Origin of the sequence: Streptomyces sp. NPDC051109 (assembly GCF_044455885.1) — a bacterium.
Classification (GTDB): Bacteria; Actinomycetota; Actinomycetes; order Streptomycetales; family Streptomycetaceae; genus Streptomyces.
In genome coordinates this window covers 127,087-149,282 of record NZ_JBITFF010000020.1, presented here as the reverse complement: position 1 = coordinate 149,282, position 22,196 = coordinate 127,087, and the positions used below count along the sequence as shown (strand labels likewise).

Genomic DNA, 22,196 nt, shown 5'->3' with positions numbered 1-22,196 from the left:
CACCGAAGTGGACAGGGTATCAACTTCTGGCGTTGATTTTTGGCACGCTGTTGAGTTCTCAAGGAACGGACGCTTCCTTTGTACTCACCCTCAGTAACACTTACTGGGGCTTTCCTCCGGGCTTTCGTTCTTGCGTTTCCGACTCTATCAGAGTCAGTCCCGCTTGCTTTCCGGGGTCTTCGCTTTCGCGCTTTCCCTTTCCGGCGATTCCGACTCTATCAGGGCTTTTCCAGCTCCCTGACCACTCACTCGAATCACCGGGAAGGCGACACAAAGAGCAGCACGGATCAAGATCGGCACTTAAGAGGAGGAGTCCCGTCCATCGGCTGTTCGCGAGAAGTTCACGCGGCACGTCCTGGCGGGAGTCACGACAGTACAGGGCCCGTGGTGCCCAAGCAAATCGATTCAGGCGTATGGTCTAGTCCACTACGTCGTCGCGGTCGCGCGTCGTGCCCTCTGGCAAGGGGTGCACATCGAGCGAACCGGGACGTGTCATGACATACCCTTCTGAAAGTACGTCGCCACAGCACAGGTTGTGACGACGACACGTAGAAGCCCCACCCCTGGGAGGCCCCCCATGACCAGCGTGACGTCCCCACTCGCCGGGCGCGCCATCGGACTCGCGGCAGTGCCCGATCCGGTGTTCTCCGGCGCAATGGTGGGTCCGGGCACCGCTATTGACCCCGTGCGCGAGCCGTCGGAGGCGGTGGCCCCCGTCGATGGTGTGGTCGTCTCCCTGCACCCGCACGCGTACGTCGTCGTCGACGGTGAAGGGCACGGCGTACTCACCCACCTCGGGATCGACACCGTTCAGCTCAACGGCGAGGGCTTCGAGCTGCTCGTCAACAAGGGCGACACCGTTACCCGGGGCCAGGCCGTGATCCGTTGGAACCCGCAGGCCGTCGAGGACGCCGGCAAGTCGCCGATCTGCCCCGTCGTGGCGCTGGAAGCCACCGCGGACTCCCTGTCCGGCGTCGTCGAGTCCGGAGACGTGAAGGCCGACGACGCCCTGTTCAGCTGGCAGTGACCTCGTCCGCCTGAACAGGCGAGTCGGACATCCACCGCGGCGGCTGGGGCCGCCGCTCAATCGGAGACGGGTGAAATGGAGACAACGCTGCGAGGCGTCGGCGTGAGCCACGGTGTGGCGATCGGCGAGGTGCGGCACATGGGCACGGCGGTACTCGAACCGCCGGCCAAGCAGATCACCGCGGACGAGGCGGAGCGCGAACAGGGGCGCGCCCGCAAGGCCGTGGAGGCTGTGTCCGCCGACCTGATCGCACGCGGCCAGCTGGCCGGCGGCGAGGCCCAGCACGTGCTGGAGGCCCAGGCGATGATCGCCACGGACCCCGAGCTGATGGCGGACGTCGACCGGCGCATCGCCGTCGGCAGCACGGCCGAGCGCGGCGTGTACGACGCGTTCGCCTCGTACCGCGACCTGCTCGCGGGGGCCGGGGAGTACATGGCCGGCCGGGTGGCCGACCTGGACGACGTACGGAACCGCATCGTGGCGCGACTGCTGGGCGTGCCCATGCCGGGTGTGCCGGACAGCGACGAGCCGTACGTGCTGATCGCTCGGGACCTGGCCCCCGCCGACACCGCGCTGCTCGACCCGGCGCTCGTCCTCGGCTTCGTCACCGAGGAGGGCGGCCCGACCAGCCACAGCGCGATCCTCGCGCGGGCGCTGGGCGTGCCGGCGATCGTGGCGCTGCCGGGTGCCGGTGAGATCGCCGAGGGTACGGTCATCGCCGTCGACGGCAGCACCGGTGACCTGTTCGTCGAGCCCACCGCCGAGAAGCGGGCGGAGCTGGAGGCTGCGGCCGCCGAGCGCAAGGCCGCTCTCGCGGCCTCGTCCGGTCCGGGTGCGACCTCCGACGGGCACAAGGTGCCGCTGCTGGCCAATGTCGGCGGTCCGGCGGACGTGCCTGCGGCCGTGGAGGCGGGGGCCGAGGGTGTGGGCCTGTTCCGCACCGAGTTCCTGTTCCTGGACGACAGCAAGAAGGCGCCGTCCGAGGACAAGCAGATCGAGTCGTACCGCAAGGTGCTTGAGGCCTTCCCCGAGGGCCGTGTCGTCGTACGTGTCCTGGACGCCGGCGCCGACAAGCCGCTGGACTTCCTGACGCCCGCCGACGAGCCGAACCCGGCGCTTGGCGTGCGCGGTCTGCGGTCGCTGCTGGACCACCCGGACGTGCTGCGTACGCAGCTGACCGCGCTGGCCAAGGCGGCCGAGGGCCTGCCGGTCTACCTGGAGGTCATGGCCCCGATGGTGGCTGACCGGATCGACGCGAAGGCGTTCGCCGACGCGTGCCGCGAGGCCGGGCTGCAGGCGAAGTTCGGCGCGATGGTGGAGATCCCCTCCGCCGCGCTCCGGGCGCGCTCGATCCTCCAGGAGGTCGAGTTCCTGTCGCTGGGCACCAACGACCTGGCGCAGTACGCGTTCGCCGCGGACCGCCAGGTCGGTGCGGTGTCGCGGCTCCAGGACCCGTGGCAGCCGGCGCTGCTCGACCTGATCGCCATGTCGGCCGAGGCCGCCAGGGCGGAGGGCAAGAGCTGCGGTGTCTGCGGCGAGGCCGCTTCCGACCCGCTGCTGGCCTGTGTCCTGACGGGTCTGGGTGTCACCTCCCTCTCCATGGGTGCCGCTTCGATCCCCTACGTGCGGGCGACGCTCGCCAAGTACACGCTGGCCCAGTGCGAGCGTGCCGCGGCCGCGGCGCGCGCGGCGGACAGTGCCGAGGAGGCCCGCGTGGCCGCCCAGGCGGTGCTGTCCGGCGAGTAGCCGGGCAGGGTGGTGTCGATCGAGGGGCCTTCGCCGGTGGCGGGGGCCCCTCGGTCGTGTCCGGTCCTCTCGGGTCTCTCCGGTTCTCTCCGGTCCTCTCCGGTTCTGGTCGCCTTGGATCAGTGGTTCGGCGCGGGGTCGTCCACCTCGTATCCGGGGCAGTATTCGACGCCGGGCTCGGGGGGCACGGGTTCCCCGGTGTCGGCGTCCGTGCAGTAGGCGTTGAACACGGCCGCCGCCGAGAGCGGGACCAGGCGGCCGCGGTCCAGGCGCCAGCCGTGGACCCGGTCGGCGAGTCCCTCGGTGGTGCTGCGCAGCACCAGTCCCCCGGGGCCGCCGAGGGCGAGGCCGGCGGCGAGGACGGTCACGAAGTCGAGTCCTTCGCGGCCCTCCATGCGCGGCGGGCCGTCCCGGTCCGGGGCGACCTCGGCGTGCAGGACGGCGACGAGCTGTTCGTCCTCGGTGGGAACGCTGCAGACGAGGTGGTGGTGTCCCGGCCCGGCGCCGTCGACGAGGCGGGTGAGCGCCCCGCTCGCGCGGGTGAAGGAGGCGTGGCCGATGTCCTCTCCGCAGTCGGCGCACCTGCCGACGCCGGCGAGCAGGGAGGTGGCGTACTCCCAGGTGGCCTGCCGGACGGCCTCGTCGACGAGGAGCGGGACGAGCTCGTCGATGGGCTGGCCGGAGTAGGGCAGCTGGGCTCCGGCGCCGGCCAGTTCGGCTGTGAAGCGGGTACGGGCGTCGGCGGTGTCCGGGTCGATGCCGTGTTCCCTGCAGAACTCGGCGTACGCGTCGGGGTCGAAGAGGGCGACGGTCGTGTGGATGCCCTGGGCCGCGAGGGACCGGAGCAGGCCGTCGACGTGGCGGAGGTAGTCGCTGTAGTCGTCGTGGTGGTCGAAGGTGAAGCTGCGGTAGGCGCGCATGGCCGCGAAGTCCCCGGCGTCGGCCAGGAGGCCGACGGTGCTGGGGACTTCGCGGCGCAGCTTGCGGCGCCGGGTGGTGCGACCACCGGCCCGTGAGGCCTGTGCGGCCTTCCCGGTGGTCTGGCTGGTGTCGTGGCGTGTCCGTGGCATGGCTCCCCCTGAGTGGCGCATTCGACTGCTCACTCAAAGTAACCGCAGCCACTGACAGTGACCTCAGTCGCGCGTGCGGGTGCGGGCCAGCTCCTCGTAGAAGTGCAGCAGGTCGAGGTTGTCCACCGAGCCCGGGTTGACCGCCTTCGCCATCGGCGTGCCCTGGAGGAGGCGCTTGACCGGGACCTCGATGCGCTTGCCCGTCAGGGTGTGCGGGATGCCCGGGACCTCGATGACCTCGTCGGGGACGTGGCGCGGGGAGAGCTCCTCGCGGATCGTCGCCTTGATCCGGCCGCGGAGGTCGTCGTCGAGGGTCGCGCCGGGTGCGAGGTGGACGAACAGCGGCATCCAATAGCCCCCGTTCGGCTCCTCCAGGCCGATGACCAGGGACTCCTTGATCTCGGGGAGGCGTTCGACGGCCTCGTAGATGTCGGCGGAGCCCATCCGGACGCCCTGCCGGTTGAGGGTGGAGTCGGAGCGGCCGTGGATGACGACGGAGCCGCGGTCGGTGATCGTGATCCAGTCCCCGTGGCGCCAGACCCCGGGGAACATCTCGAAGTAGCTGTCGCGGTAGCGGCTGCCGTCGGGGTCGTTCCAGAAGTGGATCGGCATGGAGGGCATCGGGTTGGTGACCACCAGCTCGCCCACCTCCCCGATGAGGGGCTTGCCGGACGGGTCCCAGGACTGGAGGTCGGTGCCGAGGCAGGCGGCCTGGAGCTCGCCGATGTGGACGGGGAGGGTCGGGACGGCGCCGGCGAAGCAGCTGCAGACGTCGGTGCCGCCGCTGACGGAGGCGATCCAGAGGTCTTGCGCCACTTCGTCGTGCAGCCAGCGGAAGCCGTCGGGCGGCAGGGGGGAGCCCGTGGTCGCCACGCATTTCACGGCGGAGAGGTCGAAGTCCCGGCCGGGGTGGACCTCCGCCTTGCGGCAAGCCATGACGTACGCCGCGGAGGTCCCGTACAGGGTGGCCCTGGTCCGCTCGGCGATCCGCCACTGGGCCCCGGTGTCGGGATAGCCCGGGCTGCCGTCGTACAGGACGACCGTCGTCCCGGTGAGCAGGCCGGAGACGAGGAAGTTCCACATCATCCAGCCGGTGGAGGTGTACCAGAAGAACCGGTCCTCGGGGCCGAGGTCGCAGTGCAGGCCGAGCTGCTTCAGGTGCTCCAGGAGGATGCCGCCCTGGGACTGCACGATCGCCTTCGGCAGCCCCGTCGTACCGGAGGAGTACAGCACCCAGAGCGGGTGGTCGAAGGGGACCGCCTCGAAGACGGGCTCGTCGGTGCCGGAGGTGAGGTCCGACCAGGCGACGGCACCTTCGGGGGCCTCCGTGCCGAGCAGCGGGATGTGGACGACGGCGCGCAGCGAGGGGAGCTCGGCGCGCAGTTCGGCGACGGTGTCGCGGCGGTCGTGCTCCTTGCCGCCGTAGCGGTAGCCGTCGACGGTGAACAGGACCACCGGCTCGACCTGCTGGAAGCGGTCGAGGACGCTGCGGGCGCCGAAGTCCGGGGCGCAGGAGGTCCACACGGCGCCTACGGCGGCGGTGGCGAGGAGCGCGGTGACGGCCTCGGGGATGTTGGGGAGGTAGCCGCTCACCCGGTCGCCGGGGCGCACGCCGAGGGCGCGCAGCTCGGCGGCGAGTGCGCCGACCTGGCGGCGGAGCTCGGCCCAGGTGACGGGGGTGGCCTCGTGGGTCTCGTCCACGTACAGCAGCGCGGCCTCGTCCGCGCGCGCCGGGTCCTCGGCGGCGCGCAGGGCGTGCTCGGCGTAGTTGAGGGTGGCGCCCGGGAACCAGCGCGCGCCCGGCATGGAGCGGTCCGCGAGGACGGACTCGTACGGGGTGGTGAACCGGACGTCGAACCACTCGGCGACCGCCTGCCAGAAGGTGTCGAGTTCGTCGACGGACCAGCTGTGCAGTGCGGGGTAGCCGCCGTCCGCGGGGGCTCCGAACCGCTCTGCGGCCCAGGCCTGGAAGGCGGTGATGCGGGCCGCGGCGATCCGGTCCGGGCCCGGGGACCAGAGGGCTTCCGGAGGGGTGGCTGAGGTCATGGGTCGGCTCCCGGTCAAGTCTGCGGCTCGCGCGTCGTGTGCGTGATGTGTGCGTGGCGTGCGTACGGCGCCGCTGCGCGGTGGGTGTGCGCGGCGGCCCACAGGGACCATGCCATGTGATCCACCTCCGCACCAGGGGCCTCTTGGACGAGTGAACGGAAGTTGAACGCCGCCCGCTCGCCGGGCGGCCGGTGGCAGGGTGAGCAGCATGAACGGACGTGATCTGGTGCGTGCGGTGATGGACATCGGTACGGAGCGCGGGCGGCGCGCGTGGCGCTCGGCCTGGCGCCACCGGCGTGCGGACGCGTTGGGGCTCCCGCGCCGCGGCGCTGAGCGCGCCCGCGTGCCGGGTCTGCTGACCGGTACCGAGCCGCGGCCCGGCGGCGGGGTGCTGCAGTTCGCCCGCTCGGAGCTGCTCGTACGGGTCACGGCCGGCGGGGCGGTGTTCTGGGGCTGGGACGGGGCCGGGCCGACGCCCTCGTACGCGCTGGTCGGCAGCGGCCCGGATCCCGATCCGCGGGCCGTGCTGGAGCCGGACACCGGCGGCGGCTGGCGGGTGGTGTCGGAGCGGGTGACGGTGGCGGTGTCCCGGCACGGGGCGATCGAGGTCCGCACGCCCGGCGGGACGGTGCTGCGCCGGGAGCTGCCGCCCCGCTGGTGGGAGCCGGCGGAGCCGGTCGCCGGGGAGCCGGTCGAATCGCGGTGGCTCCAGCGCGCGGAGGTGCCGGCGGACGCGCGGTTCTTCGGGCTGGGCGGGCGGGCCGGCGGTCCGCGGCTGCGCGACGGGGTGTACCGGCTGTGGAACACGGACCCCAAGGGCGGCTTCGGGCGGGGTGACGATCCGCTGTACATCACGATGCCGGTGCAGATGGTGGTCGCGGACGCGGGTACGCACCTGGTGTTCCACGACAACTCGTGGGACGGGCGGGTGGCGCTGCGCGAGGGCGAGGAGGGCGCCGGCTCGGGTGCGGACCGGCCGGGGGCGAGCGAGATGCGCATGGAGGGCGGGCCGCTGCGCTGCTGGGTGCTGGTGGGGACGCCGGCGCGGGTGCTGCAGGGCTGGTCGGGGCTGACCGGCGGGGCCGCCGTACCGCCGGAATGGGCGCTCGGGTACCAGCACGCGCGGTGGGGTTTCGGCAGCGCGCAGGAGGTGCGGCGGGTGGTGTCGGGCTACACCGCGCGCGGGCTCCCGCTGTCGGCCGTGCACCTGGACATCGACCACTACGACGAGCACCGTGTCTTCACGGTGGACAAGGAGCGGTTCCCGGATCTGCCGGGGCTGGCGCGGGAGCTGGCGGAGCAGGGCGTACGGCTCGTGTCGATCGTCGACCCGGCGGTGAAGGCGGGCGACGCCGTCCACGAGGCGGGCCGTGCGGTGGGGGCGGGCGGGGCCTTCGTACGGGACGCCCGGGGGCAGGAGGTGCGGGGCGAGGTCTGGCCCGGCGAGTGCGCGTATCCGGACTTCACGGATCCGGCGGTGCGCACCTGGTGGGGCGGTCTGTACGCGGAGCGGCTGGAGCAGGGCTTCGCCGGGGTGTGGCACGACATGAACGAGCCGGTGTCCTTCGCCCCGTTCGGGGACATGACGCTGCCCCGCTCGGCGCGGCACGCGATGGACGGCGCGGGCGGGGACCACCGGTCCGCGCACAACGTGTACGCGCTCGGGATGGCGCGGGCCGGCTGGGAGGGACTGGTGCGGCTGCGGCCGGCGGAGCGGCCGTTCCTGTTCTCCCGGTCGGGGTGGGCGGGGATGCAGAGGTACGGGGGCACCTGGTCCGGGGACGTGGAGACGGGCTGGGAGGGGCTGCGGGCCTCGCTGGCGCTGGTGCTGGGGCTCGGCCTGTGCGGGGTGCCGTACTCGGGTCCGGACGTCGGCGGGTTCGGGGGCTCGCCCTCGCCGGAGCTGTACCTGCGGTGGCTGCAGCTGGGGTCGTACCTGCCGCTGTTCCGGACCCACTCGGCGATCTGGGCCGGGCGGCGGGAGCCGTGGGAGTTCGGGCCGGAGGTGGAGGAGGCGGCGCGGTCCGTGCTGGCGGAGCGCGAGCGGCTGCGGCCGTACTTCCTGACGCTGGCCCAGCTGGCGCGGCGGACGGGGGCCCCGTACGTCCGGCCGCTGTGGTGGGGGGCGCCGGAGGACCGGGCGCTGCGGGACTGCGAGGACGCGTTCCTGCTCGGTGACGCGCTGCTGGTGGCGCCGGTGCTGGAGTGCGGGGCGGACCGGCGGGCGGTGCGGCTGCCGCGGGGGCGCTGGTACGACACCGCGACGGGGACGGCGTACGAGGGCCCCGGGCAGGTCCTGCTGGACGCGCCGAAGGGGCGGATCCCGGTGCTGGCCCGGGCGGGCACGGTGCTGCCGGTCCGCCGGCCCGGTGACGGCGGCGGGGTGGCGCTGGAGGCGTGGGCTCCGGCCCGGGGGCGCACGGGCGGGGGGGTGGTGATCCGGGATCCGGGACCGGGGTTCGAGCCGGGCGGGGTCGAGCGGTACGCGGTGCGGTGGGTGGCGGACGCGGTGGTGGTGGAGAACGAGGCCGGCGAGCCGGTGCAGGGGGTGGAGGTACGGGGGCTCGGTCCCGGGCGCGGGGCCGCGCAAGGGTCCGCTCAAGGGTCGGCCCAGGGATCCGCTCAGGGCGTTCCGGGGCGGCTCTAGGGGGTGTCCAGGTGGCCGGGGGATCCTGCCCCTGCGCGCGGAACGGCCGCGGCGCGTCGGAGCCGTCGGTCAGGGGGTCAATGGTGGTCTGGACGAATACGGCCGGCAGCCGGTCGCGCCGGTGGGACATCGCGCCGGGGTCCGAGGTCGTGGGCGCCTGCCAGCTGCTCCTGGCGTGGGGGCTGCTGGTCGCGGCGCGGCAGGCTTCGCCGGTCGCGTCCCCGGTGGTGTTCGGGGTCGGGTCGGTCGCCGCGGTGGCGGTGGGGTTCCTGCACGGGTTGCTGCTCGTCAAGCCCGTCGCGGTACTGGGGCGGCTGACGGCCCGTTTGACGGCGTGGCCGGAGCCGGTCGCGGTGCTGGTCCTGACGGTGCCGGTCTCGGCGCCGCCGGCCCTGCTGGCCCACGGTTGGCTGAGCGGCCACCTGGCGTCGGCTCCCGGCTTCCCGGTGGTGTGGGCGGGCGCGGCCGCGAGCGCGGTGCTCCCGATGGTCGCGGGGGCGCTGCTGCGGGTCCGGCCGGTGCCGTTGCGCGCCCTGTGGGCGCGCGGTCTGGCGGTGACGTCAGTGGTGGCCGTGGCGGTCGTCGCGACCGCGGAGTACGTCCGGGTACCGGGGGCGTGAGCCGGGGGCGGCGGTCGGCGGGGCGCCGTGCCCGGCGCGCCCGGCGTCAGCTGGTGTAGCGGCCCGCGAACCAGGCGGCCGTGGCGCGGGTGTGGAGGGGGAAGGCCAGTTCCGTGGGGGTGCGCAGGACGTGCCAGCCCGAGGTCTCGTCCGTCGGGGCCGACGGCGGGAGGGACGCCGCCGGACGCGGCGGCAGCAGCCCGAAGAGCAGCAGGTGGCCCGCCGGGGAGCTCATGGCGTCGGCCAGGGCGACCTCCGAGGCCGGGGCGTGGATGCCCGTCTCCTCGCGCAGCTCGCGGACGACCGCGTCACGCCAGTCCTCGCCGAAGTCCATGAAACCGCCGGGCAGGGCGATGCCCCCGAGGGCGGGCTCGATGGTGCGGGTGATCACCACCAGCCCGGTGCCCGCCTCGTCCTCGACCGGGAGCAGCGTGACGGCCACCGGGAGCGGGTTGCGGTACGTGACGGCCCCGCACGAGGCGCACGTACGGGGCCAGGCGGTCGTGTCGAACTGCGATCCGCAGGTGGAGCAGTGCGAGTCCCTCTGCTGTGCCGGCATGCGGCGATGGTATGCCAAGGAGCGTGCGGGTGCTCCGAGTTGCCCGGCCGCGCCTTCGGCTCGGCAGGCGCTTCGGCTCCGGCTCCGGCTTCGGCTCCGGCTCCGGCTCCGGCTTCCCGGTCCCTGTCGCCCCGATCCGGCCGTGAGTACCGTGCCCGCATGACTTTCGCTTCGTACGAGGAGTTCTGGCCCTACTACGTCGCCCAGCACTCCCGCGCCGCCACCCGCTGGATCCACCTCACCGGGACGCTGACCGGGCTCGCGCTCACCGCGTACGGCCTGGCGCGGGGCCGGAAGCGGTTCCTCCCCGCGCTGCCCCTGATCGGGGACGGGACGGCCTGGCCGGCCCATTTCCTGGTCGAGGGGAACAACCCGGCCACCTTCGGGCATCCGGCGTGGTCGCTGCGCGGGGACGCGGAGATGATCCGGATGATGCTGACCGGGCGCGACGCGGAGCTGGGGGCGATCGCGCAGAAGTGGCTTGCCGAGAACCCGTGTCAGGACGCCCGGCCCGTGACAGACTTCTGACGTTCCGTCAGATTGCTGTGACCGGCTTGGGGAGGGTTTCCCTTGGGACGTACACGTACACCCGTCGTGAGCGGGTGGTTCACCGAGGACGGGCCGGGGGGCGGCGGCTTCCGGCTGCTCGGCACCCGGTGTTCGGCCTGCACCGCCGTGTTCTTCCCGCGCGAGGACGCGTACTGCCGCAATCCGCACTGCCCCGGCGACGGCCCGCTCGCCGAGGTGCCGCTGTCCCCGCGGGGCCGGGTGTGGTCCTACACCGACGGGCGGTACCGGCCGCCCGCACCGTACGTGTCCGACCCGGCCGCGCCCTGGGAGCCGTACACCCTGGTCGCGGTGGAGCTGGAGGCCGAGGGGATGGTCGTGCTCGGGCAGACGGTCCCCGGGGTCACCGTCGCCGATCTGGCGGTCGGGATGGAGGTCGAGGTGGTCGGCGGCGTGCTGAACGAGGACGCCGACACCGGGACCGTCTGGACCACCTGGCGGTTCAAGCCGACGGGAGGCACCGCGTGAGCGCCGACATCGCCGTCCTGGGGGCCGGTATGCACCCCTGGGGCAAGTGGGGCCGCAGCTTCGTCGAGTACGGACGGGCCGCGGCCAGGACCGCGCTCGCCGACGCCGGGCTGGAGTGGGCGGACGTCCAGTCGATCGTCGGCGCGGACACCGTGCGCTCCGGCTACCCCGGCTACGTGGCCGGCGCGACCTTCGCGCAGGCCCTCGGCTGGCAGGGCGCGCGGGTGACCAGCGTGTACGCGGCCTGCGCGTCCGGGGCCCAGGCCATCGGGGCGGCGCGGGCGCAGATCCTGGGCGGGCTGGCCGACGTCGTCCTGGTGGTCGGAGCGGACGCGGCGCCCAAGGGCTTCTTCGCCCCGGCCGGCGGGAACCGGCCGGACGATCCGGACTGGCTGCGGTTCCGCGTCCTGGGCGCCACGAACCCGGCGTACTTCGCCCTTTACGCGCGCCGCCGGATGGCCGTGTACGGGGACACACCGGAGGATTTCGCGCAGGTGAAGGTGAAGAACGCCGCGGCCGGCGCCCTGAACCCGCTCGCCCGGTACCGCAAGCCCGTCACGGCCGAGGAGGTCGCGGACTCGGCGGTCGTCGCCGATCCGCTGAGGCTGCTCGACATCTGCGCCACCTCGGACGGGGGCGCGGCGCTGGTCCTGAGCAGCATGGACTTCGCGCGCTCGCGCGGGGTCGCCGATCCGGTGCGGATCCGGGCGGTGTCGACGGTGACGCCGACGTATCCCCGTACGGTCCTCGACCTGCCGGACATCGCCACGGACTCGGTGACCGCCGTACGGCCGGCGCCGGGGTCGTTCCGGGCGTCGATCGCGCGGGCCGCGTACGAGGAGGCCGGGCTCGGGCCCGGGGACCTCTCGCTCGCCGAGGTGTACGACCTCTCCACGGCCCTGGAGCTGGAGTGGTACGAGGACATCGGCCTGTGCGCCGAGGGCGAGGGGGCCAAGCTCGTACGGGAGGGCGCGACGGCGCTCGGCGGACGGGTGCCGGTGAACACCAGCGGTGGACTGGCCTCCTTCGGGGAGGCGGTGCCGGCGCAGGCCATCGCCCAGGTGTGCGAGCTGACCTGGCAGCTGCGCGGCACCGCCGGGGACCGGCAGGTGCCGGGGGCCCGGGCCGGGATCACCGCGAACCAGGGGCTGTTCGGACACGGATCCGCCGTCGTCGCGGTGCGGTGAGCGCCTGCCACCGGGGCGGCGGCCTGGGCCGGTTCCGTGGCGCCGGCGGCGGCGCGCGGGAGACGGCGGCCCGCCGGGTGCGGGCCCTGAACAGGGGCTGTCGTCCGAACGCTTGACGGCCCCCGGAGGCGGGTTCACACTCGCTCCACAGCCTCCCGCCGCGTACGACGCCGCGGCCGGGGCCCCCGACCCCCCATGAGAGCCGCGGCCCGTACCCCAGTCGGCGGGGGTACGGGCCGCCTCCTGTGCGCCGGGGCCTCAGCTCCCCGCGGTCAGGCTCCGTCGGCGGGCCCGCGCCAGCGACATCGCGTGCTCCACGACCCCCACCAGCACGTCCTTGACGGACTCCCGGTCCCGGGCGTCGCACAGCAGGACCGGCACCTCGGGATCGAGGTCGAGCGCCTCCCGTACGGTCACCACCGGATGGCGTTCGGCCCCGTCGAAGCAGTTGACGGCGACCGTGAACGGGATCCCCCGCCGCTCGAAGTAGTCGACGGCGGCGAAGCAGTCGGCGAGGCGGCGGGTGTCGGCGAGGACCACGGCGCCGAGCGCGCCCTGGGCGAGCTCGTCCCACAGGAACCAGAACCGGTCCTGCCCGGGCGTGCCGAACAGGTACAGCACCAGGTCCTCGCGCAGCGTGATGCGACCGAAGTCCATCGCCACGGTGGTGGTGCTCTTGCCCTCCACTCCCCCGGTGTCGTCGACGCCGATGCCCGGCTCGGACAGCAGTTCCTCGGTCCGCAGCGGTCTGATCTCGCTCACCGCACTGACCAGGGTGGTCTTGCCCACCCCGAAGCCGCCCGCGACCAGGATCTTCAGGGTCAGCGGCTCGACCGGTGACACGGCATGCATGGCACCGGTGCGGCTAGAGCGCCCGAAGGCCATCGATCACCTCACGCAGAATGGATTCATCGGGCAGTTCGGCCGGCGGTACCGGCCGGTTCACATGGACCAGTTCCTCATCGGCCAGGTCGCCGATCAGGACGCGTACGACCCCGACCGCGAGGTCGAGTTCGGCCGCGAGTTCGGCGACCGACTGCGGCCTCTCCCGGCACAGCCCGAGGATGTGGGAGTGCTCGGGGGACAGGGTCAGGTCCCAGACCGGATCGTCGGCCGCCGGTTCGGCGACGACGAGCGCGATCAGGTCCAGCCGGTGCTGGCCGGCGTGGCTGGTCCGGCCGCGGGTCATGGCGTACGGGCGCACGACGGGGCCGGCCTCGTCGTCGAACCAGTGCGGGTGGGCGGGGTCGTACGGCCGGCCCGGATCGTTCTCGGCCGGATCGTTCTGGCCTGGATCGCTCATGCCGTCCGCCTCACCCTCCGGCTGGCAGCCCGGAGCGGGGAGCGGTCGCCAGGTGGTCGCCTACCCGCTTGACCATGAGGGTCATCTCGTACGCGACCTGCCCGACGTCGGAATCGGCGTCGGAGAGCACGGCCAGGCAGCTGCCGTCGCCGGCGGCCATGACGAAGAGGAAGGCCTCGTCCAGCTCGACCACGGTCTGGCGGACGCTGCCGGATTCGAAGTGGCGGCCGACGCCCTTGGCCAGGCTGTGGAAGCCGGAGGCCACGGCGGCCAGGTGCTCGCTGTCCTCGCGGGTCAGGTCCTTCGAGCTGCCCGTGGGCAGGCCGTCGCCGGACAGGACCACGGCCTTGCGGATGCTGCCGACCCGGTCGACGAGCTCGTCGAGGAGCCAGTTGAGCGGACCGGAGCCGCGGCCCCGGGTGTCGTTGCCGGTCTGCGGTGCGGTCATCGACCGTCCCCCTCGTTCTCGTTTCCGGGACCTGTGGCGGCGGAAGTGCCTGCCCCGGTTCCGGACTGCTGCTGTGCCTGCTGGGTGCGGCCCGCCGTCCAGCCCCGCTGGAGTGCGGACATGCGCGTACGTACCTCTTCCGCGTCGCGGTCGACCAGTCGGTCCGCGGCGGCTTCGGCGGGTGCGGGGGCCTGGGCGTTCTTCAGCTGGGGCGCCAGGTTGGCCTGGCGGACGCGCTTGGGCAGCCCGCCGGGGCCCTGGGCGGCCGGCTCCGGCTCCGCTGCGGGCTTGGGGACCGCGGCGACCGGGCGGGGCTCCACGCGGCGGCCGTGTTCGGCGACCAGCGTCGGGATGGGCCTGCGGCGGGGCAGCGGCACGGCGCCGGCGGGCCGGATCCCGTCGGGGCGGGCGCCGCGGACCGGGTCGGCGCGGTGGCTGTCCAGCCGGACCGGGCCCGTGGGGGCCAGCGGCTCCCGCTCGCGCTCGGGGCCGCCCTTGCGGTCGGTGCCGTTGCGGTCGGGGTGCGCCCGGTCCGCCGGGCGGAGCCCCAGCAGGGCGCTGCGCGGGGTGCCGTTCGGCGGGGTCTCGTCGTCGAGGGTGGCCATGGCGGGGCGGCCGCCGGCGCCGGTGAGACCGGCGATCCCGGTGGTGATCTCGTCCAGGGCGGCCGGGTCGTCGAGGCCGTCCAGCCCGAGCACGCCGAGCGGGGCCTCCAGCTCGACCGGACCGCGCAGTTCGGGGGCCGCGAGCGAGCGGCCGGCCGGGGCGCGCTCCACGGCCGCGGAGGCGGGCCGGACGGAGCCGTGGCCTTTCTTGGCGCCGAGGCCGGCCCGGCCGCCCTTGCCGCCGCCGAGGCGCAGGCCGGTCCCGTTGGTGTCGGGGGCCTCGGTGAGCAGCGCCGCCGGGAGGAACACCACGGCGGTGGTGCCGCCGTACGGGCTGGGCTGGAGGACGACCTTGACGCCGTGGCGCTGGGCGAGGCGGCTGACGACGAACAGGCCGAGGCGGTCGGTGTCGGAGAGCTCGAACTCGGGGGTCTCGGCCAGCCGGAGGTTCGCATCGAGCAGCGCCTCCGGGGTCATGCCGAGGCCGCGGTCGTGGATTTCGAGGGTGAAGCCGTTGGCCACGCGTTCGCCGTGTACCTGGACGGCGGTGTGCGGCGGGGAGAACACGGTGGCGTTCTCCAGGAGTTCGGCGACGAGGTGGGTGACGTCGGCGACGGCGGGGCCGGCTATGCCGAGCCGCGGCAGCCTCCGTACCTCGATGCGCTCGTAGTCCTCGACCTCGGCGACGGCGGCCCGTACGACGTCCATGAGCTGGACGGGCTTGCGCCACTGGCGGGAGGGGGCCGCGCCGGAGAGGATCACGAGGCCCTCGGCGTGGCGGCGCATGCGGGTGGTCATGTGGTCGAGGCGGAAGAGGTCGGCGAGCTCCTCGGCGTCCTCGGTGCGCCGCTCCATGGTGTCGAGCAGGGTCAACTGGCGGTGCAGGAGGACCTGGTTGCGGCGGGCGAGGTTGACGAACACCTCGGAGACGCCCCGGCGGAGCTCGGCCTGCTTGACGGCGGCCTCGACGGCGGCGCGCTGGAGGGTGTTGAGGGCTTGGCCGACCTGTCCGACCTCGTCCTTCTCGTACTCCAGGCGCGGGGCCTCGGTCTCGACGTCAACGTGTTCGCCGGCTGCGAGGCGGCGCATGACGGCGGGCAGCCGGACGCCGGAGACCTCGTGGGCCTCCTTGCGGAGCCGGGACAGGTCGCGGACCAGGTCGCGGCCGATGCGTACGGAGAGGATGACGGAGAAGACGAGGGCGATGAAGCCGAGGACGCCGGCGATGGCCGCCTGGACGAGGACGTCCATGGCGACGGGTTCGACGCGCTTCTGGTAGCGGTCGCCGGCGGCGGTGCCCATGGTGGCGAGGTCGTCGAGGACCTTGTTCGCGGCCTCGTCCCACTGGGCGGCGGTGATGCGCGGGTTCTTGCCGGAGCCGCCGGTGATGAACCGCTCCTCGGCGTCGCGCAGCGGCTTGGTCTCGGGGCCGCCCCAGTACTGCTCGAACTGCTCGCGGTCGTCGGCCGGGAGGATCGCGAGGTTGAACTCGTAGAGCAGGGCGCGGTTGGCGGCGAAGTCGGAGACGTGCCGGACGTCCGCGGGGGTGACGTTGCGGGCGGCGAGGGCGGCCGCGACGACGGCGTCCTCGCGGGAGAGCGTCTCGCGGGCGCGGGTGACGCCGACCAGGGCGCGGCCCTGCTTGTCCATCTCCACGTTTTCGAGGGCGTGGAGGTTCAGGAGGAAGTCGTAGCAGGGGTCGACGAGCCGGCTGTAGAGCTCCAGCGCCTGGTTCGGGTCGAGCGTGTTCTGGTCGACGGAGCGGCGCAGTGCCCCGATGCCGTGGAAGGCGTCGAGGATGGAGTCGAGGCGCTGGGCGGCCTCCGGGGCGAGCTCGTCGGAGACTTCGGGGTCCTTGGCGTTCTTGCTGATGCGGTCGACGAGTTCGTCGGTGGCGGCGCGGCGCTTGGTGAGCTCGGCGGTGGCCGTGGAGGCGCGGGGGTCGCCGAGGACGACGAGGGTCTGGCGGCGTTCCTTCTGGATGACGCGTACGACGTCTTCGACGGGGTAGCCGACCTTGTCGATGACGTAGGCCACGTCGAGGAGTTCGAGGGCCTGGCGGCCGGTGAGCACGGTCGCGAAGCCCCAGAGGGCGGTGAGGGAGACGAGCGGCACAAGGAGCAACGCCACGATCTTCCGGCGGATGGACTTCCCGCGAAAGCGCATGGCCTCCCCAGCCTCCCCCAGCTCAACCCCGTTGGCGGGGGTCGGTGTTCCGTCATTTAAACGGCGTGAGCCTACTACTGCCGGGGAGCGGCTTCGAAGGCGTGTCCGGACGTTTTCGGCCGGGCCTCCAGGCGTAGATCACCAGTTGTCCGATACATCCGGGCAAGAGCGGCCCGTTATGTGGCAGATGACACTTGGTGGGGTGTCGGTTCCCGCAACCGTATGGATGGCTGGAATTCTTCGTTCCGGGATGGGCAGGTGCTGGGGAGGAGTCCGGTGGATACGGGAATCTCTCGGCGGTGTCGAACGTCTAGCTGGTTGAGGGGACGGGGCGGGGGGGAGCGTGCGATGGGGATGTACGAGGACGACGGGGCCATGGTGGGCGCGCGGGGGCGGTCGCTGTGGGAGGAGGAGCCGGCCCGGCGGCGCCGGATGCCGGACCCGGTGCGGGATGCGGCGGTGCGGGCGGTGCTGATCGTGGCCGTCACCCTGACCGGGGCGACGGTCGCCTTCTTCCTGATGGTGACCGGCTCCTGGCTGGCCCTCCCGATGGCGCTCGGCGCGATAGCGGGGACGGTCGTGGCCACGTGGGGCGTCCTGGACGTGCTGATCACCCGGCAGATGTGGAACCAGCGGTACGGGGTCGTGTCCGAGCCGAGCAGTACGGCCCGGGACCGCCGGCGCGAGCGGCGCCGGGCCCGCCGGGAGGCCCGGCCGCAGCCGGGCGGCGGCGGGACGGGCCGAATACCGCGGGGCGGCGGCGAGGCCGCGGGCCCCCGGCCGGCCGCGTGGCCGCCGCCGGGTGCGGACCGGCGCTACGGGACGAGCCAGGGCCGGAGCTGACGGCCGTACGGGCCCGCCGGCCGTCCGGAGCCGACGGCCGTCCGGTGCTGCCGGGAGGCCGGGGCCGACGGCCGTGCCGTGCCGTGCCGCCGGGAGGCCGGTGCCGCCGGTGCCGCGGTCAGGAAACGGTCGCGGAGCGGCGGAACATGCGGGTCGCCGTGATCTCCCCGTGGATGGTCTCCCCCTCCGTGGACTGCTGGGGCAGGCCCGGGCGCAGGTGCTCCTCGACGCTGATGTACTTCAGGCCCGCCCGCAGGTCCGCGTCGTTGCGCAGCCGGATGACCAGCGGGAACTCGGCGAGGGCCGTGGTGTCGAACAGGCCGGTCGTGTAAAGGAGCTGGACGCCGAGCGCGTCCGAGACGGCCCGCTGGAGTTCCAGCAGGTACGTGGCGTTCGCGCGCCCGATCGGGTTGTCGAGGAACAGCGTGCCCGCGTGGCGGTGCTTGTCGCGGCCGCGGTCGTTGCTGCGCAGCGCCGCCATCGTGCAGTACAGCGCGATCGCGGCGGTGAGCAGCTGACCGCCGGAGAACACGTCGCCCATCTGGCCCACCGGCACGCGCTCGGCGCGCAGCACCGCGTCGGGCTTGAGGATCTCGACCGCGATGCCCTTGGGCTCCAGGGCCGCCTGCACGCCGCGGAGCAGCAGGGACATGCCGTCGCGGCGGCCCTCGCCGAAGGAGGCGCTGCTGTTCTTCTTCACGGCCGCGCGGGTCGCCTCGTCGATGACCTCGCCGAGGCGCTCGGTGAGGGTGGCCTGGTCCGGCTCCTCGAAGCGGATGCGCAGGAACTCCTGGCCCGACCACTCCCCCAGCCCCTCGGGGAGTTGGGAGAGCCGCTGGGCGGAGCGCAGGGTGGCCAGGGCGGACTCCACCAGTCCGCGCAGCCGGTCGACGATGCTGTCGCGGTTGCGCTCCAGCTGGGCCAGTTCGTCGGTGAGGACGCGCAGCCGGGGCGCGAAGGCCGCCGCCCAGGCCGCCGCGTGCTCGGGCAGGGCGGAGGCAGGCAGTTCGCGGATCTGCTGGCGCGCGGGGGTGCGTACCTGCTCGTAGCGGTTGGCGTTGGCGTGGCGGACCAGGATGTCGCTCGCCTCGCGCACCGCCGACTCGGCGGCCGAGAGGTCGGCGGCGCAGCCGCGCAGGGAGCGGCGGGCCTCGGCGGCGGACTGACGGGCCTCCTCCAGCGTGCCCGCGTGGGCGGCCGGCTCCTGCTCGTCGTCCTGGTGGGCGTGGTCGCGCAGCAGGTCCCGCAGCATCGCCGCGGTCTCGTCGAAGCCTCCGGCGCCGTCCTCGGCGGTGCGGTGGGCGCGCAGCAGGTCGGCGTGGGCGGCCCGGGCGGTCTCGACGGCCGCGGTGTGCGCGGCGAGCTGGGCGGTGGCGGTGCGCAGGAGGGCCTGGGCCTGCTCGACGTCGCCGGGGATCAGGTCCTCGGGCAGGTCGGTGTGGGCCTCGCCCTCGGTGGGGGCGTGCCGTTCGGCCTCGCCGCGGAGCCGGCCGAGCTGCTCGCTGGCGACCTGGGTGCGGGTCTCCAGCATCTGTACGAGGGACTCGGCGCGGGCGGCGGCCGCCTGCCGGGAGGGCCCGTCGGCTCCGTCGGTGCCTTCGAGGAGCTGGGCGGCGCGGGTGCGGACCTTGTTGGTGAGCCGGTCGAGTTCGGCGAGGGCGGCGCTCTCGTCGCTCTCGGCGCGGGCCTGTTCGGCACGCAGGTCGGCGCCGACGCCGACCTTCTCGTACAGCCGGGACGCGGCCCGGTAGGCCTCGCGGAGGTCGGGCAGGGGCGCCCTGGCGGTCCCGTCGTCCTCGGGCAGGGCCTCGGGGGCGCCGGCGATCTCGGCGCGCTCGGCACGCAGTGCGCGGGCGGTGCGGCGGGCGTCGTCGGCGGCGCGCTGGGCGGCGCGGCGGTCCTCGTCCGCGGCGCGGGCCCGGTCCAGGCAGACCTCGGCGCGGGCCTCGGATTCGGCGGCGTCGTCGGCGAGTTCCCGGACCTTGGCCTGCCAGCCGGCGCGTTCGCGCAGCCGGAAGGCGAGCCCGGCGAGGGCGTCGGCGGCGCGGCGGGCCCGCTGGGCGGCGTCCTGGCGCTCGTCGCGGACGCGGGCGGCGTCGGCGGCGGCCTCTTCGGTCTCGGCGCGTACGGTACGGGCCTCCCCGAGCTCGGCGTCGGCCTCCTCGGCGAACGCGCGGGCGGCCTCGGCCTGCTGCGCCAGCTCGGCGAGCCGGCCGACGGGGCAGCCGGCGCGCCAGGAGGCGAGGCGGGCGGCGAGCTCGCGGTCCCCGGCGAGGCGGGCGGCCAGGTCCCGGATCTCGGTGTCGCGGGCGGTGGCGCGGGTGCGCAGCGCCTGGCGCTCCTCGTCGGCGGCGTGCTCGTCGTGCATGGCCGGGTTCGGCGGTACGAGGAACACCCCGGCGGCCGTGTCCTCGTCGTCGGCGACCGGCGGCACGGGGGCCAGCAGGGCGGCGGCGGTACCGACGGCGACGGTGGAGCGGGGCAGCAGGGCCGCGCCGGAGAGGACCTCGCGGGCCCGGGCGTGGGTGTCGGGGTCGGTGATGACGACGCCGTCGACGAGCTCGGGTCGGGCCGCGAGGACGGCGGCGTGGTCGGCCGGGTCCACGGACTGGGCGAGGTAGCGCCAGCCGGGCAGGGCCGGAATGCCGTGTTCGCCGAGGTACTCGACGGTGGCGAGGACGTCGGGGCCGGGCGGCAGCAGCCCGCCGTCGCCGAGCGCGCCGAGGATGCGGGCGTCGTCGGCGGCGGCGGTGCGCAGCTCGAACAGCTGCCGCTCGGCCGCCCCGACTCCGCGGGTGAGCATCTCGCGCAGCTCGTCGGCGTTCCGGTCGAGGTCCGCGACGGTGAGCCCCCCGCCCGCGGCGGGCGCGGCGCCGGGGTCCGGGATGGCGGAGGCGCCGGCTCCCGTGGAGCCGGCCGGCGTGCCGGGTTCGGCGGGGGTGCCGGTGCGCGGGTGGGGGAGGAAGGCTTCCGGGAGCGGCGGGAGGCCCAGGAGCTCCGCCAGGCGGGGGGAGGCGGCCAGGGAGGCGGCCGCCCGGTGCTCGGCGCCGTACGCGGCCTCGGCCGCGTCGGCGGCGTCCGCCGCACGGGCGGCGGTGAGTTCGGCGCGGGACTCCGCGGCGGCGGCCTCGCGGGCGGCTTCGGCCATGGCGCGAGCCGCCTCGCGGGACTCGTCCCAGGCGGCCACGGCGGTCTTCTCGGCGTCACTGGCGGCCAGGGCCGCGCGCGCCGGGTCCGCGTCGGGCGCCGAGTCGTCGAGCCAGCCGGCCCGTACGGCCTCGGCCGTCTCCTGCTGGACCTCGGCGAGCCGGGCCCGCAGGTGTTCGGCCTCGCTGCGGGCCCGCTGGGCCGCCGTGGCGGCGGCGGTGGCATCGCGGTGGGCCGCCTCGCCGGCCTCCTGGAGGCCGGCGGACCGCTCCTCCTCCTCGTTGGCGACCCGCTCCCCGTCCTCGGCGGCCGTGTGCAGGGCCCGTACGAGCGCGGCGGCGGCCGTGGCGCGGGCGGCGAGCGCCGGGGCGGCGTCCCGCTCGGCCTCCAGGATCGCGGCGGCGACCCGGGCGGAGCGGTCGGCGGCGGCGCGGTGGCGCAGCACGATCTCGGCGGCCTGCCACGCGGAGTGCAGGGTGCGGGCTTCGAGGAGCTCGCGGCGCTGGGCGGCGGCGGCCTTGTCTGCGACGGTCAGCGCCAGTGAGGCGTGCCGGTAGGCGAGTTCGGCGGAGACGGCGGCGCTGCGGGCCCGCGCGGACTCGGCGGAGGTGACCCCGTGGGCGGCTGCGGTGACGCGCTGGGCGAGGTCGGCGGCGCGGCCGCGCTCCTCGGCGGCGCGGGCGGACAGTCGCCGGGCGAGGGTGCGCGTACGGCGCTCGGCGCCCGCGTGGACGTCGCGGAGCCGGGAGCGGGTCTCGGCCGCCTCGACGATCTTGGTGAGGAGGTCCACCGAGCCGGCCGTGAAGTCCCGTTCGGCCATCAGCTCGGCGCGGCGGCCGAGCTTGTTGCCGAAGCCGTGGACCAGGTCGGCGAGGCCGTCGGTGTCGCGGGTGTCGGTGACCGCGCGCAGCAGCAGGTCGGTGAAGTCGGAGTCCTTCTTGACCGCGAAGAGGCCGGCTGCCTCGCCTTCGTCGGCGTTCATCTCGCGCTGGTAGCGGAAGAGTTCGGGGTCGAGGCCGAGCTCGGTGAGGTGTTCGTTCCAGCGGTCGTGGATCTCCTCGAAGTACACCTCCAGGTGCGGGTACGCCTTGCCGGCCTCGGTGAGGGCGTCGCGGAAGCCCTTCATCGTGCGGCGCCTGCCCTGGGCGCCGGAGGCGCCTTCGACGGGCGGGCGGACGGCGGTGGCCTCGGCGACGGGGAGGTTGTCCAGGCTCAGGCCCGGGCCGGGGCGGAAGGAGTACCAGGCCTCGGCGAACTTGCGCGGGTCGTTGGAGACCTGGCGGCCGCGCCATTCGCTGACCTTGCCGACGACCACGCACTCGCCGGTCTGGGTGTGCTGCCATTCCAGGGCCACGTGGCCGCAGTCGTCGGCGAGCAGGAACTTGCGCAGGACGCCGGAGCTGGCGCCGCCGAGGGTGTTGCGGTGGCCGGGGAGCATCACCGAGAAGATCAGCTTGAGCAGGACGGACTTGCCGCCGCCGTTCTCCAGGAAGAGCACGCCGGCGGGCGCCGGGCGGCGCGGCGGGCCGGTGGGCTCGTCCTCGAAGAACTCCGCCTGGGCGGGCGCCGGGTGGGGCACCGGCTCGCCGACTCCGCGCAGGTCGAGCACGGTGTCGGCGTAGCGCGCACCGGCGGGCCCGATGGAGTAGAGGCGGATCCGGGACAGCTCGTACATGGCGGCGGACTCTCGTGAATTCTCGGTACGGAGGGCAGGTGGCCGGGGGTCTTGGGGATCGGGGCGGATCGG

Annotated in this window: 16 protein-coding genes; 8 read left to right on the top strand and 8 right to left on the bottom strand. The window is 74.3% G+C overall.

Annotated elements, in window-relative coordinates:
- Positions 1–577: 577 nt before the first annotated feature.
- Both ACIBAD_RS29770 and ptsP read left to right on the top strand, forming a co-directional pair.
- Positions 578–1,027: a PTS glucose transporter subunit IIA gene (locus tag ACIBAD_RS29770; protein ID WP_134074564.1), complete on the top strand. Its 450-nt coding sequence runs from the start codon at positions 578–580 to the stop codon at positions 1,025–1,027.
- A 75-nt stretch (positions 1,028–1,102) separates the two neighbouring features.
- Positions 1,103–2,773: a phosphoenolpyruvate--protein phosphotransferase gene (gene ptsP / locus ACIBAD_RS29765; protein ID WP_398909669.1), complete on the top strand. Its 1,671-nt coding sequence runs from the start codon at positions 1,103–1,105 to the stop codon at positions 2,771–2,773.
- Positions 2,774–2,892: 119 nt separating this feature from the next.
- On the opposite strand, the gene ACIBAD_RS29760 is transcribed toward ptsP, so the two are convergent.
- Together ACIBAD_RS29760 and ACIBAD_RS29755 are read right to left on the bottom strand one after the other, a co-directional pair.
- Entirely contained in the window at positions 2,893–3,843 is a 951-nt protein-coding gene (locus tag ACIBAD_RS29760; protein ID WP_398909667.1) for a hypothetical protein, read from the bottom strand.
- A 63-nt stretch (positions 3,844–3,906) separates the two neighbouring features.
- Positions 3,907–5,889 carry an acetoacetate--CoA ligase gene (locus ACIBAD_RS29755; protein ID WP_398909665.1) on the bottom strand — a complete coding sequence of 661 codons (1,983 nt, stop codon included), beginning with the start codon at positions 5,887–5,889 and terminating at the stop codon, positions 3,907–3,909.
- 208 nt (positions 5,890–6,097) lie between these two features.
- Between ACIBAD_RS29755 and ACIBAD_RS29750 the strand changes: the two genes are divergently transcribed.
- Positions 6,098–8,536, top strand: coding sequence for a glycoside hydrolase family 31 protein (locus ACIBAD_RS29750; RefSeq protein WP_398909663.1), 2,439 nt, complete (start codon positions 6,098–6,100; stop codon positions 8,534–8,536).
- Between the two features lie 80 nt (positions 8,537–8,616).
- Positions 8,617–9,156, top strand: coding sequence for a hypothetical protein (locus ACIBAD_RS29745; protein WP_166682142.1), 540 nt, complete (start codon positions 8,617–8,619; stop codon positions 9,154–9,156).
- Between the two features lie 46 nt (positions 9,157–9,202).
- On the opposite strand, the gene ACIBAD_RS29740 is transcribed toward ACIBAD_RS29745, so the two are convergent.
- A complete protein-coding gene (locus ACIBAD_RS29740; RefSeq protein ID WP_134074568.1) occupies positions 9,203–9,715 on the bottom strand; it encodes an NUDIX domain-containing protein in 513 nt (170 codons plus the stop codon).
- A gap of 159 nt (positions 9,716–9,874) precedes the next feature.
- Between ACIBAD_RS29740 and ACIBAD_RS29735 the strand changes: the two genes are divergently transcribed.
- From ACIBAD_RS29735 to ACIBAD_RS29725, 3 genes are read left to right on the top strand one after another with little or no spacing between them, the layout of a single operon-like run.
- Complete coding sequence (locus ACIBAD_RS29735; protein WP_398909660.1) at positions 9,875–10,243, top strand: Mpo1-like protein; 369 nt, start codon at positions 9,875–9,877, stop codon at positions 10,241–10,243.
- A 42-nt stretch (positions 10,244–10,285) separates the two neighbouring features.
- Positions 10,286–10,750, top strand: a complete 465-nt coding sequence (locus tag ACIBAD_RS29730; RefSeq protein ID WP_398909658.1) for a Zn-ribbon domain-containing OB-fold protein — start codon at positions 10,286–10,288, stop codon at positions 10,748–10,750.
- Complete coding sequence (locus ACIBAD_RS29725) at positions 10,747–11,937, top strand: lipid-transfer protein (RefSeq protein ID WP_134074571.1); 1,191 nt, start codon at positions 10,747–10,749, stop codon at positions 11,935–11,937. The genes ACIBAD_RS29730 and ACIBAD_RS29725 overlap by 4 nt, the downstream gene beginning before the upstream one ends.
- A gap of 258 nt (positions 11,938–12,195) precedes the next feature.
- Here ACIBAD_RS29725 and ACIBAD_RS29720 read toward each other — a convergent pair whose 3' ends face one another.
- From ACIBAD_RS29720 to ACIBAD_RS29705, 4 genes are read right to left on the bottom strand one after another with little or no spacing between them, the layout of a single operon-like run.
- Entirely contained in the window at positions 12,196–12,822 is a 627-nt protein-coding gene (locus ACIBAD_RS29720; protein ID WP_134074572.1) for an ATP/GTP-binding protein, read from the bottom strand.
- Entirely contained in the window at positions 12,803–13,240 is a 438-nt protein-coding gene (locus tag ACIBAD_RS29715; RefSeq protein WP_078988768.1) for a DUF742 domain-containing protein, read from the bottom strand. Before ACIBAD_RS29715 ends, ACIBAD_RS29720 begins: the two co-directional genes overlap by 20 nt.
- 10 nt (positions 13,241–13,250) lie before the next feature.
- Positions 13,251–13,688, bottom strand: a complete 438-nt coding sequence (locus tag ACIBAD_RS29710; RefSeq protein ID WP_030162639.1) for a roadblock/LC7 domain-containing protein — start codon at positions 13,686–13,688, stop codon at positions 13,251–13,253.
- Entirely contained in the window at positions 13,685–16,423 is a 2,739-nt protein-coding gene (locus ACIBAD_RS29705; protein WP_398909655.1) for a nitrate- and nitrite sensing domain-containing protein, read from the bottom strand. Before ACIBAD_RS29705 ends, ACIBAD_RS29710 begins: the two co-directional genes overlap by 4 nt.
- 384 nt (positions 16,424–16,807) lie before the next feature.
- Between ACIBAD_RS29705 and ACIBAD_RS29700 the strand changes: the two genes are divergently transcribed.
- Positions 16,808–17,302, top strand: a complete 495-nt coding sequence (locus ACIBAD_RS29700) for a hypothetical protein (RefSeq protein ID WP_398909653.1) — start codon at positions 16,808–16,810, stop codon at positions 17,300–17,302.
- Between the two features lie 118 nt (positions 17,303–17,420).
- Here the strand turns inward: ACIBAD_RS29700 and ACIBAD_RS29695 are convergent, their stop codons facing one another.
- The gene (locus ACIBAD_RS29695) at positions 17,421–22,124 is read right to left on the bottom strand and encodes a hypothetical protein (protein WP_398909652.1); all 4,704 of its coding nucleotides are present in this window, start codon (positions 22,122–22,124) and stop codon (positions 17,421–17,423) included.
- Positions 22,125–22,196 lie beyond the last annotated feature (72 nt).